The organism is Parerythrobacter aestuarii (assembly GCF_030140925.1).
In the GTDB taxonomy this organism is placed as follows: domain Bacteria; phylum Pseudomonadota; class Alphaproteobacteria; order Sphingomonadales; family Sphingomonadaceae; genus Parerythrobacter; species Parerythrobacter aestuarii.
In genome coordinates this window covers 2,152,728-2,165,145 of the sequence record NZ_JARBWD010000001.1, presented here as the reverse complement: position 1 = coordinate 2,165,145, position 12,418 = coordinate 2,152,728, and the positions used below count along the sequence as shown (strand labels likewise).

The 12,418-nt window shown below is 63.4% G+C and carries 16 protein-coding genes and 1 tRNA gene; 11 read left to right on the top strand and 6 right to left on the bottom strand.

What is annotated here, in order from left to right; all coding sequences use genetic code 11:
* Nucleotides 1-3 precede the first annotated feature (3 nt).
* From QPW08_RS10585 to QPW08_RS10555, 7 genes are all read left to right on the top strand, one after another.
* Entirely contained in the window at nt 4-192 is a 189-nt protein-coding gene (locus QPW08_RS10585; protein ID WP_284125778.1) for a YnbE family lipoprotein, read from the top strand.
* A 28-nt stretch (nt 193-220) separates the two neighbouring features.
* Entirely contained in the window at nt 221-610 is a 390-nt protein-coding gene (locus QPW08_RS10580; RefSeq protein ID WP_284125777.1) for a YdbL family protein, read from the top strand.
* 155 nt (nt 611-765) lie between these two features.
* A complete protein-coding gene (locus QPW08_RS10575; RefSeq protein WP_284125776.1) occupies nt 766-1,110 on the top strand; it encodes an AtpZ/AtpI family protein in 345 nt (114 codons plus the stop codon).
* Between the two features lie 68 nt (nt 1,111-1,178).
* Nucleotides 1,179-1,937, top strand: coding sequence for a F0F1 ATP synthase subunit A (locus QPW08_RS10570; protein ID WP_284126337.1), 759 nt, complete (start codon nt 1,179-1,181; stop codon nt 1,935-1,937).
* A 44-nt stretch (nt 1,938-1,981) separates the two neighbouring features.
* The gene (locus QPW08_RS10565; RefSeq protein WP_011414432.1) at nt 1,982-2,209 is read left to right on the top strand and encodes a F0F1 ATP synthase subunit C; all 228 of its coding nucleotides are present in this window, start codon (nt 1,982-1,984) and stop codon (nt 2,207-2,209) included.
* Between the two features lie 84 nt (nt 2,210-2,293).
* Nucleotides 2,294-2,788: a F0F1 ATP synthase subunit B family protein gene (locus tag QPW08_RS10560; RefSeq protein ID WP_284125775.1), complete on the top strand. Its 495-nt coding sequence runs from the start codon at nt 2,294-2,296 to the stop codon at nt 2,786-2,788.
* Entirely contained in the window at nt 2,781-3,359 is a 579-nt protein-coding gene (locus QPW08_RS10555; RefSeq protein ID WP_284125774.1) for a F0F1 ATP synthase subunit B family protein, read from the top strand. Before QPW08_RS10560 ends, QPW08_RS10555 begins: the two co-directional genes overlap by 8 nt.
* Nucleotides 3,360-3,502: 143 nt before the next feature.
* On the opposite strand, the gene QPW08_RS10550 is transcribed toward QPW08_RS10555, so the two are convergent.
* The 6 genes from QPW08_RS10550 to aroA all read right to left on the bottom strand — a co-directional run bounded on the left by QPW08_RS10550 (nt 3,503) and on the right by aroA (nt 9,550).
* Nucleotides 3,503-4,477 (bottom strand): NADPH:quinone oxidoreductase family protein, encoded by a 975-nt coding sequence (locus QPW08_RS10550; protein ID WP_284125773.1) that lies wholly within the window; start codon nt 4,475-4,477, stop codon nt 3,503-3,505.
* Between the two features lie 4 nt (nt 4,478-4,481).
* The gene (gloB, locus tag QPW08_RS10545; RefSeq protein WP_284125772.1) at nt 4,482-5,237 is read right to left on the bottom strand and encodes a hydroxyacylglutathione hydrolase; all 756 of its coding nucleotides are present in this window, start codon (nt 5,235-5,237) and stop codon (nt 4,482-4,484) included.
* Between the two features lie 159 nt (nt 5,238-5,396).
* Nucleotides 5,397-7,103: a 30S ribosomal protein S1 gene (gene rpsA, locus QPW08_RS10540; RefSeq protein ID WP_284125771.1), complete on the bottom strand. Its 1,707-nt coding sequence runs from the start codon at nt 7,101-7,103 to the stop codon at nt 5,397-5,399.
* A 226-nt stretch (nt 7,104-7,329) separates the two neighbouring features.
* A complete protein-coding gene (locus tag QPW08_RS10535; RefSeq protein ID WP_284125770.1) occupies nt 7,330-7,950 on the bottom strand; it encodes a (d)CMP kinase in 621 nt (206 codons plus the stop codon).
* Complete coding sequence (locus tag QPW08_RS10530) at nt 7,947-8,201, bottom strand: CBU_0592 family membrane protein (RefSeq protein ID WP_284125769.1); 255 nt, start codon at nt 8,199-8,201, stop codon at nt 7,947-7,949. The genes QPW08_RS10535 and QPW08_RS10530 overlap by 4 nt, the downstream gene beginning before the upstream one ends.
* Nucleotides 8,201-9,550 (bottom strand): 3-phosphoshikimate 1-carboxyvinyltransferase, encoded by a 1,350-nt coding sequence (aroA, locus tag QPW08_RS10525; protein ID WP_284125768.1) that lies wholly within the window; start codon nt 9,548-9,550, stop codon nt 8,201-8,203. The genes QPW08_RS10530 and aroA overlap by 1 nt, the downstream gene beginning before the upstream one ends.
* A 117-nt stretch (nt 9,551-9,667) precedes the next feature.
* Here aroA and QPW08_RS10520 point away from each other — a divergent pair, with 117 nt between their 5' ends.
* From QPW08_RS10520 to rpsP, 4 genes are all read left to right on the top strand, one after another.
* Nucleotides 9,668-9,994, top strand: coding sequence for a TIGR02300 family protein (locus QPW08_RS10520; RefSeq protein WP_284125767.1), 327 nt, complete (start codon nt 9,668-9,670; stop codon nt 9,992-9,994).
* A gap of 92 nt (nt 9,995-10,086) precedes the next feature.
* Nucleotides 10,087-10,162: transfer RNA gene (locus QPW08_RS10515), tRNA-Ala, on the top strand.
* A gap of 107 nt (nt 10,163-10,269) precedes the next feature.
* Nucleotides 10,270-11,757, top strand: a complete 1,488-nt coding sequence (gene ffh, locus QPW08_RS10510; RefSeq protein ID WP_284125766.1) for a signal recognition particle protein — start codon at nt 10,270-10,272, stop codon at nt 11,755-11,757.
* 38 nt (nt 11,758-11,795) lie between these two features.
* A complete protein-coding gene (gene rpsP, locus QPW08_RS10505) occupies nt 11,796-12,314 on the top strand; it encodes a 30S ribosomal protein S16 (RefSeq protein WP_284125765.1) in 519 nt (172 codons plus the stop codon).
* The last annotated feature ends 104 nt before the right edge of the window (nt 12,315-12,418 follow it).

The window sequence follows — 12,418 nt, the reverse complement described above, 5'->3', positions numbered from 1 at the left end:
GGCATGAAACGGGGGTTCTGGCTGATGTCCGGATCGGTGCTGGCACCGGTCATGCTGGGCGGGTGCATCAATGTGAATGCGCCCTCGGAGCCCATCGTGATCGAGCTCAACATCAATATCCGGCAGGAAGTCATCTACCGCCTGGCCGCTGACGTCGAGGACAATATCGAAGAGAACGCCGGAATTTTCTGACGGTGTGTTTTTGAGGGATTTTGAAGCCATGTTGAAAAGCAGCTTTGGCAAGACCGCAATCGCAACCGTGCTGGCAGCAGCGCTGGCAGTACCCGCTTCGGCCTATTTCCAGCGTTCGCCCGCCTATGCCGCAGCGCGCGCCGCAGGCCAGGTTGGCGAGAAGCCCGACGGCTATCTCGGTGTTGTCGGAGCGCAGTCGGGCGATATCGAAGCGCTGGTTGCTGACATCAATATCAAGCGCCGCGCCAACTATACCGAGCGTGCGCAGGCCCAGAACGTGACGTTGCAGGAATACGCCTTTGCGCAGGGTTGCGAGCTGATCCAGCGGACTGTCCCGGGGGAAAAGTACCAGACGCCTGCGGGCGCTTGGGAAACCCGCACCAGCGCTGCGCCGACGCGTGATCCGCGCTGCCCCTAGCTCCATCGCAACACAGGTTGCAGAAATATCGTCAACCGGACCGCGGATTCCCCCGCTGTCCGGTTGACTTGCTTTTACCCCCCTTCTAAGGGGGCGGCGCCCTTGGCGGGCAGCTCTTGCCCGTGCCGCGCAACCCTTCCCAAAAGGAGCAAGGCATGAGCGACGAGAAGCCCGCACGGGAACCCATTGCCGAGGATGCGCGTATCGACGCGCTCGAAGAGCGGTTAAAGGCCGCACGCGAGCGTGAAGAGGAGCGCAACCGGCCGCGGGGCAGCGGTTCCGACGCGAACTATCGCAGCGGAAACCGGGTGCTGGCGGACCTTCTCGGCGGGCTCCTGGGCGGAACGGTGATCGGATATGCCGTCGGCTATCTGAGTGACACCAATCCGTGGGGCCTGTTGGTGGGGCTGTTCCTCGGGATAGTCGTTGCCTTCAGGAATGTGTTCCGGATGGCGAACACGCCGCCCGAAGGCTCCGACGACTTGTCGAATAGGGGCTGACGGCAAGGCGGGTTCGCCGAAACGCGTAAGGATTTCACGTGGCGGCCGAAGAAGGCAAAGTCGATCCGATGCACCAGTTCACCATCGAGCCGATTCTCGGCTCGGCGAACTGGGAAATTGCCGGCTACAACATCGCGTTCACCAACAGCGCTGCATGGATGCTGGTCACCACCATCCTGCTGGCCGCGTTCGTGTGGGGCGGGATGAAGGGCCAGCTGGTCCCCGGTCGCTGGCAGATGATGGTGGAATTCTTCACCGGCTTCATCGACAACATGCTGGAAGTGAACATCGGCAAGGCGGGCAAAAAGTACGTGCCCTACGTCTTCTCGCTGTTCATGTTCATCCTGTTTGGCAACATGCTGGGCCTGCTGCCGCTGGGCGTCTTGGGCATCCACCCGTTCACCTTCACCAGCCATTTCACCATCACCGGTGTGCTGGCGATCATCAGCTTCTCGATCGTGCTGATCGTGGGCTTCTGGAAGCACGGCTTCCACTTTTTCAGCCTGTTCGTGCCGCATGGCACGCCGTTGCCGATGGTTCCGGTGATCTTCCCGATCGAGCTTATCAGCTTCATGGTTCGCCCCTTCAGCCTTGGCCTGCGACTGTTCGTGGCCATGATGGCCGGGCACGTGCTGCTGAAGGTGCTCTCGGGCTTTGTCATCAATGGCATCAATGCCGGTGCCGGGATCGGCCTGCTGGTATCGGTCCCGAGCTTCGCCCTGATGATCGGCATCTCCGCGCTGGAGATCCTCGTTGCCGGCATCCAGGCCTATGTCTTCGCGTTGTTGACCTCGCTGTATCTCAACGACGCTGAAAACCTTCACTAAGTCGCTTTTTCAACCAAACAGAATTTTTCCAAGGAGTTAGTACAATGGACGCAGAAGCAGCAAAGCTGGTCGGTGCGGGTCTCGCAGCTATCGGTGCCGGCATGGCCGCCATCGGTGTGGGTAACGTGTTCGGCTCGTTCCTCGAATCGGCTCTCCGCAACCCGGGTGCTGCCGACGGCCAGCAGGGCCGCCTGTTCATCGGCTTCGCCGCTGCCGAGCTTCTCGGCCTGCTGGCGTTCGTCGTCGCGATGATCCTGATCTTCGTCGCTTAAGACAGCCAACAGCTTTGGCAGGGCCGGGCATAAGTTCCGGCCCCGTCACATCCCTTTCCTGACTGACTTTCCGGGACCGCACTCATGCCCCAGATAGCCCAGCTCGCTGAAACCTACTCCAGCCAGATCTTCTGGTTGCTGGTATTCTTCGGGTTCACGTTCTTCGTCATTGGCCGGGGCATGGTTCCGCGCGTGATGGCGACGGTGGGGCAGCGCGACCAGCAGATCGCGGGCGACCTTGCCGCTGCGCAGGCCGCGCGCGACAAGGCCGATGCCGAGGAAGAAGCCTGGCGGGTGCGCGAAAACGAGAACCGCGCTGCGGCGCAGAAACTCGTGGCCGAAGCCAAGGCGGAAGCCGCGGCGGCCTCGGAAAAGAAAGTCGCTGCAGCCCAGAAGCGGCTCGACAAGAAGCTGGCCGAGGCTGAAGAACGGATTGGCACCGCTCGCGCCGAAGCCATGGCCGAAGTGGAAACCGTGGCTGCCGAGGCTGCGCAGGACATCGTATCGCGCCTTGCTGGCGTGAAGGTGACCGGTGCGGCGGCGGCCAAGGCCGTGAAGGAGGCCATGACCCATGGCTAACGCTCAGACCAACGCACCCGAGGTGTTCGAGACCGAAGCTGCCGAGGTATTCGTCGCCGAAGGGCACGGCGAAACCGTGGCGCACGCCGATCCGACCGCTTTCGGGCTGGAGCCTTACCAGTGGGTCTCCGTGGCCATGCTGGTGCTCATCCTCGTGGTTTTGTGGAAGAAGGTCCCGGCGCTGATTGCTGGCGGGCTCGACAACAAGATCGCCGAGATCAAGCAGCAGCTCGACGAAGCCAAGACTTTGCGCGCCGAAGCAGAGGCGCTGCGCGACGAATATAGCTCCAAGATCGCCAATGCGGAGAAAGACGCCGAAGCGATGATGGAAAACGCCAGGCACGAAGCTGACGCCATCCTCGAGAAGGCCGAAGCCGACAGCAAGGCGCTGATCGAACGCCGCAAGAAGATGGCTGAAGACAAGATTTCCGCTGCCGAGCGCGATGCAATCGACGAAGTCCGCGCCACCGCTGCTGCTGCTGCCACCGCTGCCAGCCGCAAGCTGATCGCGGAAGGCCACGATGCCGCCGCCGACAAGGCGCTGGCGGACGAGGTGATTTCGAACCTCTGAGGCTGGACCTATTGTGGGATCAAGAGGGGGCGGCCAGCGGGCCGCCCTTTTTCATTCGGTGATCCCCAGCGAAGGTTGGGGTCTCTTGCCACCAGGGCCAGGCTCCGAGAAGGTCCCAGCCTGCGCTGGGACTCACAGCTCTCCTAAGGCTCCAGCACCACTTTTCCGATCAACTCGCCGCCGGCCATCGCGTCGAAGGCTTCGCGCCAGCGCTCGAGCGGCAGAGTTCGGTCGATATGCGGCGTGATTTTCCCCGCGCTTGCCAGCTTTGCAACCTCGGCCATGATCCGGGCCCCGCGATCGGGGAAGCGGCGGCCATATTCTCCGGCGCGAACTCCGACGACCGAGAATCCCTTGATCAGCGGGATATTGACCGCAATCTCCGGTATCCGCCCGGCAACGAAGCCCACGACCAGCAGTTTGCCGCCGAAGGCGACGCAGCGGGTGCTTTCATCGAAAACGTCGCCGCCGACGGTGTCGAACACGAGGTCGCACAGCCTGCCACCCGTCAGCTTGCTCACCTCTTCGCGGAAACGCCCAGTGTTGAGGATGACATGGTGCGCGCCTGAGGCTGCCTTGAGCGCGTCCAGCTTGTCCGCGCGGTGCGTGGCGGCAATAACCCTCGCGCCCAGCGCCTTGGCCAGATCGCAGGTGGCAAGGCCCACCCCGCCGCTGGCTCCATGTGCCAGCACCGTCTGACCCTCCTTCAGCCCGCCAAGCTCGACCAGCCCGGTGTAGGCGGTGGAATACGCCGCGCCCATGGATGAAGCGGCCGCCAGCGACACGCCCTCGGGCACTTTGCGAAGCGAGCGGGCGGGGACGCAGGCGAACTCGGCGAATCCCCCGGTCTTTGCGCCGCCCATCACGTGAGCGCCCGGCGCGAAGCCGCTATCGGTATCTGCTTCGACCACTTCGCCGGCGAGCTCCATCCCGCTGATAAAGGGCGGCTCGGGTTTGAACTGGTATGCGCCTCGCGTCATCAGCAGGTCGGGGAAGTTGAGCGAGGCAGCCCGCACGCGAACAAGGACTTCGCCTGGGCCGCGCTCGGGCTTGGGCAAGTCGACCAGTTCGACGCCCGAGAGGTCCTCGGACAGGTGCTGGACGCGCAGGGCCTTCATGTGGCTAGAAATTGTCCTTGCCAGCCCGTAGCGCGGCAAAGGTTTCAGCGGGTGTCGAGCCGCCCCATTTTGCCGCCAGCACCGGATCGTCGGCTCGCAGGAAAGGGTTGGTGTCGAGTTCGCGCGCCAGCTGGGTCGGTACGGTGGGTTCGTCCTTCGCCCGCTTGGCAGCGATCTCCTCGACATAGGCGGCGAGGGCGGCGTTGTCGGGATCGGCATGGCTGGCAAACTTCGCGTTCGAGGCGGTGTATTCATGCGCGCAATAGAGCATGGTCTCGCCCGGCAGCGCCCTGATCCGGCTGAGGCTGTCCCAGAACTGCTGCGGCTCGCCTTCGAACATCCGCCCGCAGCCGAGCGCGAACACGCTGTCGCCGACGAACGCGATGCCCGCATCGGGCAGGTGAAAGGCGACGTGGCCATTGGTGTGCCCGCTGACATCGATCACATGCGCGGTGTGGGCTCCTATGGACACGGTATCGCCATGCGCCACCACGCGGTCGATCGAGGAAATCCTTTCGACCTCCTGCGGGGCGACGATGGTCGCTCCGGTGGCCTCGACAATGGCCTTGTTCCCGCCGGCATGGTCGGGGTGCCAATGGGTGTTCCAGATCTGCGTGATCCGCCATCCCTTGAGCTCAGCCTGTTTGAGATACTCCTGCGCATCGGGCGTATCGATGGCGACAGTCTCATGGCTGTCGGTATCGTGGAGCAAATACCCGTAATTGTCGGACAGGCAGGGGAATTGGTGGATCGTCAGCATGGTGTGAGCCTACTCCCTCTGCTCGCATGAGAAAAGGCCCGCCACTCGCAATGAGGGCGGGCCTGATTCTGGCTGTGATCCCCCGCGCAGGCGGGGGTCTCCGCATGGCTTGGACCAGGTGGCTTGAGGCCCCCGCCTGCGCGGGGGCTCGTGCCAACCTTAATCTTCCTTCTTCTTCAGCGCTTCGCCGAGGATGTCGCCCAGCGATGCACCCGAATCGGACGAGCCGAACTGTGCCACAGCTTCCTTCTCTTCGGCGATCTGGCGCGCCTTGATCGAGAAGTTGGGCTTCTTCGAACGGTCGAAGCCGATGACCATGGCATCGACCTTCGCACCCGGCTGGAAACGATCGGTACGCTGCTCGTCGCGGTCGCGGCCGAGGTCGCTCCGCTTGATGAAGCCGGTCGCGCCGTCTTCGCCAACCTGCACTTCGAGGCCGCCATCGCGGACTTCGAGGACAGTGACGGTGACGGTCTGGTTCTTGCGCAGGCTGCTGGCATCGGCGCCATCGGCCGACGGCGCACCCTTTTCGAGCTGCTTCATGCCGAGGCTGATGCGCTCCTTGTCGGTGTCGACGTCGAGCACGACGGCCTTGACCATCTCACCCTTGCGGTGGAGCGCCAGCGCGTCTTCGCCCGAGATGCCCCAGGCGATATCCGACATGTGGACCATGCCGTCGACATCGCCGTCGAGGCCGATGAAGAGGCCGAATTCGGTGGCGTTCTTGACTTCGCCTTCGACTTCGGTGCCCATCGGATGCTTCTCGGCGAACTCTTCCCACGGGTTGCGCTGGGCCTGCTTGAGGCCGAGGCTGATGCGGCGCTTGTCGCTGTCGACTTCGAGCACCATGACTTCGACTTCCTGCGAGGTCGAAACGATCTTGCCCGGGTGGACGTTCTTCTTGGTCCAGCTCATTTCGCTGACGTGGACCAGGCCTTCGATGCCCGGCTCCAGCTCCACGAACGCACCGTATTCGGTAATGTTGGTGACAGTACCGGTCAGCTTCATGCCCACCGGATACTTGGCCGAGACGCCATCCCACGGATCCGACTCCAGCTGCTTCATGCCGAGGCTGATGCGCTGGGTGTCTTCGTTGATGCGAACGATCTGGACGGTCACGGTCTGGCCGATCTCGATCACTTCGCTCGGGTGGTTGACGCGCTTGTAGCTCATGTCGGTGACATGCAGCAGGCCGTCGATGCCGCCGAGGTCGACGAACGCACCGTAATCGGTGATGTTCTTGACGACACCATCGATAACCTGGCCTTCAGCGAGATCGCTGATCAGCTCGCTGCGCTGTTCGGCGCGGGTTTCTTCGAGCACGGCGCGACGCGAGACAACGATGTTGCCGCGGCGACGGTCCATCTTGAGGATCTGGAACGGCTGCGGCTGGTCCATCAGCGGGGTAACGTCACGTACCGGGCGGATATCGACCTGCGAGCCGGGCAGGAACGCCACGGCGCCGTCGAGGTCGACGGTGAAGCCGCCCTTGACGCGGCCGAAGATACGACCTTCGACGCGCTTGCCTTCGCCGAATTCGCTTTCCAGCTTGTCCCACGCGGCTTCGCGGCGGGCGCGGTCGCGCGACAGCATCGCTTCGCCGTCGGCGTTTTCGACGCGGTCGACGAACACTTCGACTTCGCTGCCGACCGACAGGCCGTGCTCGTCATCGACGCGCATGAATTCCTTGAGATCGATGCGGCCTTCGCTCTTGAGGCCGACATCCACGATCGCAAAACCGTTTTCGATCGCGGTCACGGTGCCTTTGACGACGCGGCCTTCAAAGCCTTCTTCGCCTGCACCGCCGAGTTGTTCGTTAAGAAGCGCTTCGAAATCGTCGCGCGTAGGGTTGGCAGAAGTTGCCATAGGTTGGGGTATCCCGTTTACTGTTTGCTACCGGCCACGGAGTTTTTCTCCGGGTCTTTCTCCGTCTCCCGCGCACGATTGCGTGGGCTTACGGGGCAAGAGGCCGACATCTCCGCGAGGCCGCATGCCAGCGCAGAGGTTCTTTCCATCCAGCGATTTCCAGAACGGGCGCGCGCCTAGGCCAAAGGCGAGCGGAAAGCAAGGAAAATGCGGCTTGCGGTGCGGGCTATGCCAGCGCCGCCTCCACCGCCGCAATTGCCTCGGCAATTGCCTGATCGCGGTCGAAGTGGCTGGTATCGAACACCAGTGCGTCAGGCGCAGCGCGCAGTGGAGCATCGGCACGGCCGATATCGCGCGCGTCCCGCTTGGCAATATCCTGTTCGATCGCGTCGAGGCTGATTTCGACTTCGCGACCGGTCATCTCCAGCCACCGCCGCCGTGCGCGTTCCTGCACGCTGGCGGTGACATAGAGCTTCACTTCGGCTTCCGGCGCGATCACCGTGCCAATGTCGCGCCCGTCGAGTACCGCGCCTTCCGGCTGAGTGGCAAAGGCCCGCTGCCGCTCGAACAGAGCCTGACGCACCGCAGGATGGACCGATACCCGGCTCGCGAGCCCGCCGGTTTCTTCCGAACGCAGCGCCGGATCGTCCAGCAGCTCATCGGGAAAGTCGCACGCCGCCAGCGCCTGGGCGGGATCGTCTGCATCGCCATCATTGATCGCCACCTGCCGCCCAACCGCGCGATAGAGCAGCCCGGTATCGAGATGTGGCAAGCCGAAATGCTCGGCCAGTGCCTGAGCGATGGTGCCTTTGCCAGAGGCGGTGGGACCGTCGACTGCGATGATCATGACGCGGTCTTACGCGTTCTGGCGGCCTTCACCAGCCCGGTGATTGCTATGACAGCCCAGAACCCTTCCAGCACGAGGCTTGGCCAGTTGGTATGGACGATCAGCGAAATTGTCAGCAGCGCCGCGCCGGCGAGGTTGGTGCCGTGCAGGACATAGGGGTTCGGTGCGTCGTCGAGCGTGAGATAGGCGTAGGCGCCGATAATGCAGGCGGTGCCGACGAAGCCGATGAGCGAGAAGATATCGAGCGGCATCAGCTTGCCGCGCCTTCCAGCCGCGCCACGAAATTAGGAAAGCTCGTCGCGATCGGGCGTGTGTCGTCCACTTCCACCCCGTCGCGGCTGGCGAGGCCGCACACGGCCATGCTCATGGCAATGCGGTGGTCGAGCAGGGTCTTGGTGCGGCTGTTGGACGAGCCACGCAGCGGTTCGCCGCCAGTGCCGGTGATGACGAGGCCGTCCTCGCGCTCTTCGATCTGCGCGCCCGCGCCGGTCAGTGCGGCAGCCATGGCAGAGAGGCGGTCGCTTTCCTTGACCCGCAACTCTTCGAGTCCGCTGGTGGTCGTGATACCCTCTGCCAACGAGGCGGCCACGAACAGGACCGGGAATTCGTCGATCATGCTCGGTGCGATCGCCGGATCGACATCGATACCGGTCAACGTCGAGTGCTTCACCCGAAGGTCCGCGACCGGTTCGCCGCCGACTTCGCGCCGGTCCTGTTCTTCGATGCTACCACCCATCTGGCGCAGCACATCGAAAAGTCCGGCGCGCGTCGGGTTGAGGCCGACGTTCTCGATCACGAGGTCGCTGCCTTCGACTAACAGGGCGGCAACAACAAAGAATGCCGCCGAAGAGGGATCGCCCGGCACGTCGATGGTCTGCGGCCTGAGGTCGGCATCGCCATGGACGCGGATGATCCGTTCACCGTCGATCTCCTCGACTTCCACATCTGCGCCGAAACCGCGCAGCATTCGTTCGGAATGATCGCGGGTCGGAACTGGTTCGATCACCGTGGTAATGCCCGGCGTGTTGAGGCCAGCCAGCATGACTGCGCTCTTCACCTGCGCGCTGGCGACGGGCAGGCGGTATTCGATCGGCACGGCCGGGCAGAGGCCTTGCATGGTCAGCGGCAGTGTGCCGTCGGCAGACCCATGGAACTGCGCGCCCATCTGGCTGAGCGGTTCGATCACCCGGCCCATCGGCCGCTTGGAAAGGCTGGCATCGCCGGTGAAGGTCGCGGTGACGCCGTGGCTGGCGACAAGGCCCATCAGCAGCCGGGTCGATGTGCCGCTGTTACCCATGTCGAGCGCCGCTTGCGGCTGCAGCAGCCCGCCCACGCCAACGCCGTGGATACGCCATTCTTCGCCGATCTTCTCGACCCGCGCGCCCATGCTGCGCATCGCGGCGGCGGTCGCCATCACGTCTTCGCCTTCGAGCAGGCCGGTCACCCGCGTCTCGCCCACCGCCAGCGCGCCGAGCATGATCGAGCGATGGCTGATCGACTTGTCGCCGGGCACGCGAATGCGCCCCTTTAGCGGGCCGGAAGCGGAAAAACGATGCGGGGCGGGCTGGTCAATCACGGGCGCGGTCTTTGACAGGGGCATGGGCCTATGGCAAGGCGCGCCGCGCTCTTGATTCGGGGCCTTTTGCTACCCATCAAGAAAGAGAATTTTTCGCGGGCCACGGTGATCTTGCCAGCCCGACCAAAGGAACAGTGAGACATGGCCAAGCCAGAATGGGGCACCAAGCGTAGCTGCCCCAAATGCGGTACCCGCTTTTATGACCTCGGCAAGGAAGATCCTGTCGCCTGCATCGAATGCGGCGAAGAGTGGACTCCGGAGCCGGTGCTGAAGACCAAGCAGCCAATTCCGTTCGAGGAAGACGAGAAGAAGAAGGACAAGGAAGCCGACAGCGACCTTGGCGATGACGATCTGGACATCGACGTCGACGAAGACGATGATTCGCCGGACAACGAAGTCGATCTTGGCGGGGATGACGATCTGGGCGTCACCACCAGCAATGACGACGACGGAGACGACGATAACTGATTTTCTTGTTGCAAAGGGGAAGCGGCCTTTATAATGGGCGCTTCCCGCAAGGGTGGGGCACGAACCAAGGTGCCTCTCTACAGCAAGTGATCGGGGCCTTAGCTCAGTTGGTAGAGCGCTACAATGGCATTGTAGAGGTCAGCGGTTCGACCCCGCTAGGCTCCACCACTTGATTGATTTTGTGGTCGAAACCACACGCTGGCCGATGAGTTTTCATCCGCCGGCGCTTTTTGCATTTGGCGCCCAGCCAGCGCTGACAGGAGTTTGAGTAGCGCATGTTCGACGCATTGTCCGATCGCCTTGGAGCCACTTTCGACCGCCTGCGCGGCCGGGGTGCGCTGCGCGAGCAGGATGTGCGCGATGCCATGCGCGAAGTGCGCATTGCGCTGCTCGAAGCGGATGTCGCGCTGCCGGTCGCCCGCAGCTTCATCGACAAGGTCACAGAGAAGGCCGTCGGCGAGAATGTCCTGAAATCGGTCACGCCTGGCCAGCAGGTCATCAAGATCGTCAATGACGAGCTGGTAGCGATGCTCGGCGGCGATGAAGGCGAAGCGGGCCATGTCCCGCTCGACCTGAACGCGCGCCCGCCGGTCGTGATCATGATGGTCGGCCTGCAGGGTTCGGGCAAGACCACCTCGACCGCCAAGCTGGCCAAGTATATCCGCGAGAAGCACGGCAAGAAGCCGATGATGGCCTCGCTCGACGTCAACCGTCCGGCCGCGCAGGAGCAGCTGGCGGTGCTGGGCGAGCAGGTCGAAGTCGCGACACTGCCGATCATCAAGGGCCAGCAGCCGGTCGATATCGCCCGCCGTGCGCTTGAAGCGGCCAAGCTGCAGAATGTCGACGTGCTGCTGCTCGATACTGCGGGCCGCCTGCATGTCGATGAAGCGCTGATGGCCGAGATGAAGGCCGTCGCCGGCGTTTCCGCGCCGACCGAAGTGCTGCTGGTCGTCGACAGCCTGACGGGGCAGGACGCGGTCAATGTCGCGCAGAATTTCTCCGACGAGGTTCCGCTTACCGGGGTGATCCTCACCCGGATGGACGGCGACGCCCGCGGCGGTGCGGCGCTTTCCATGCGCGCGGTCACCGGCAAGCCGATCAAGTTTGCCGGGACCGGCGAGAAGCTCGATGCGATCGAGGCTTTCCACCCGGCGCGCGTGGCCGACCGCATCCTCGGCATGGGCGACGTCGTCTCGCTGGTGGAAAAAGCTGCCGAGACCATCAAGGTCGAAGAAGCCGAAGCGCTCGCCAAGCGCATGGAGAAAGGCAAGTTCGACCTCAACGATTTGCGTATGCAGCTGAAGCAGATGCAGAACATGGGCGGGCTGGGCGCGCTGGCGGGTATGATGCCGGGCATGAAGAAAGCCAAGGCAGCGATGGCGGCCAGCGACATGGACGACAAGGTGCTGGTCCACATGGACGCGCTGATCGGCTCGATGACGCCCAAGGAACGCGCCAATCCTGCACTGCTCAACGCCAAGCGCAAGAAGCGCGTCGCGGCCGGCTCCGGCACTTCGGTGCAGGAAGTGAACAAGGTGCTGAAGATGCACCAGGAAATGTCCCGCGCGATGAAGCAGATCCGCAAGATGGGCGGGCTCAAGGGCCTCGCTGCCATGTTTGGCGGCGGCGGCGGTATCCCGGGAATGGGCGGGGGCGGCATGCCCAACCTTCCCGGTCTCGGCGGCCCGGGCGGCGGCAAGGGTCCTTCGGTCGATCCCGATACGCTGCCCCCCGACCTGCGTGACATGTTGAACAAGAAATAACCGAATTACAGTGATTTGAATTGGAAAGGTAAGTTATAATGGCAGTTGCAATCCGTCTTTCGCGCGGTGGTGCGAAGAAGCGCCCCTACTACCGTATCGTCGTCGCCGACGTGCGTTCGCCGCGTGACGGCAAATATCTTGAGCAGATCGGCACCTACAACCCGATGCTGCCGAAGGATTCGGCCGAGCGCGTCAAGCTCGACGAAGACCGCGCCCGCCACTGGCTGAGCGTCGGCGCCAAGCCGAGTGACCGCGTCCACCGCTTCCTCGACGCCGCCGGCGTCCTCGAGCGCGCGCCGCGCAACAACCCGCAGAAGGGCGAACCGGGCGAAGCCGCCAAGGAACGCGCTGAAGAAAAGGCTGCCAAGCTGGCCGAAGCCGAAGAAGCCGCCAAGGAAGCGGCTGAAGCTCCGGTTGAAGAGGCTCCAGTTGAAGAAGTGGCCGCCGAGGAAGCTCCGGCTGCTGAAGAAGCTCCCGCTGAAGAAGCCGCTGCCGAAGAGGCTCCCGCTGAGGAAGCACCGGCTGAAGAAGCTGGCGAAGAGAAGTCCGAGGGCTGATCTGGTTCTGACCCTCATCCAACTCCGGCTAGGCGCTAAGGCGCCAAGCCTTCGTATCCTTCTCCCATTGGGAGAAGGAAAGCGCAGCTTAAGCGCGCAGCGCG

What these genes read in the sequence shown, in the direction of transcription:
- rpsP (WP_284125765.1), top strand. Translation starts at nt 11,796, where the DNA reads ATGGCAGTTGCAATCCGTCTTTCGCGCGGTGGTGCGAAGAAGCGCCCC.
- ffh (WP_284125766.1), top strand. Translation starts at nt 10,270, where the DNA reads ATGTTCGACGCATTGTCCGATCGCCTTGGAGCCACTTTCGACCGCCTG.
- rpsA (WP_284125771.1), bottom strand. Translation starts at nt 7,103, where the DNA reads ATGGCAACTTCTGCCAACCCTACGCGCGACGATTTCGAAGCGCTTCTT.
- QPW08_RS10570 (WP_284126337.1), top strand. Translation starts at nt 1,179, where the DNA reads ATGCACCAGTTCACCATCGAGCCGATTCTCGGCTCGGCGAACTGGGAA.
- QPW08_RS10520 (WP_284125767.1), top strand. Translation starts at nt 9,668, where the DNA reads ATGGCCAAGCCAGAATGGGGCACCAAGCGTAGCTGCCCCAAATGCGGT.
- QPW08_RS10585 (WP_284125778.1), top strand. Translation starts at nt 4, where the DNA reads ATGAAACGGGGGTTCTGGCTGATGTCCGGATCGGTGCTGGCACCGGTC.
- QPW08_RS10560 (WP_284125775.1), top strand. Translation starts at nt 2,294, where the DNA reads ATGCCCCAGATAGCCCAGCTCGCTGAAACCTACTCCAGCCAGATCTTC.
- QPW08_RS10575 (WP_284125776.1), top strand. Translation starts at nt 766, where the DNA reads ATGAGCGACGAGAAGCCCGCACGGGAACCCATTGCCGAGGATGCGCGT.
- QPW08_RS10535 (WP_284125770.1), bottom strand. Translation starts at nt 7,950, where the DNA reads ATGATCATCGCAGTCGACGGTCCCACCGCCTCTGGCAAAGGCACCATC.
- gloB (WP_284125772.1), bottom strand. Translation starts at nt 5,237, where the DNA reads ATGCTGACGATCCACCAATTCCCCTGCCTGTCCGACAATTACGGGTAT.
- QPW08_RS10550 (WP_284125773.1), bottom strand. Translation starts at nt 4,477, where the DNA reads ATGAAGGCCCTGCGCGTCCAGCACCTGTCCGAGGACCTCTCGGGCGTC.
- QPW08_RS10555 (WP_284125774.1), top strand. Translation starts at nt 2,781, where the DNA reads ATGGCTAACGCTCAGACCAACGCACCCGAGGTGTTCGAGACCGAAGCT.
- QPW08_RS10565 (WP_011414432.1), top strand. Translation starts at nt 1,982, where the DNA reads ATGGACGCAGAAGCAGCAAAGCTGGTCGGTGCGGGTCTCGCAGCTATC.
- aroA (WP_284125768.1), bottom strand. Translation starts at nt 9,550, where the DNA reads ATGCCCCTGTCAAAGACCGCGCCCGTGATTGACCAGCCCGCCCCGCAT.
- QPW08_RS10530 (WP_284125769.1), bottom strand. Translation starts at nt 8,201, where the DNA reads ATGCCGCTCGATATCTTCTCGCTCATCGGCTTCGTCGGCACCGCCTGC.
- QPW08_RS10580 (WP_284125777.1), top strand. Translation starts at nt 221, where the DNA reads ATGTTGAAAAGCAGCTTTGGCAAGACCGCAATCGCAACCGTGCTGGCA.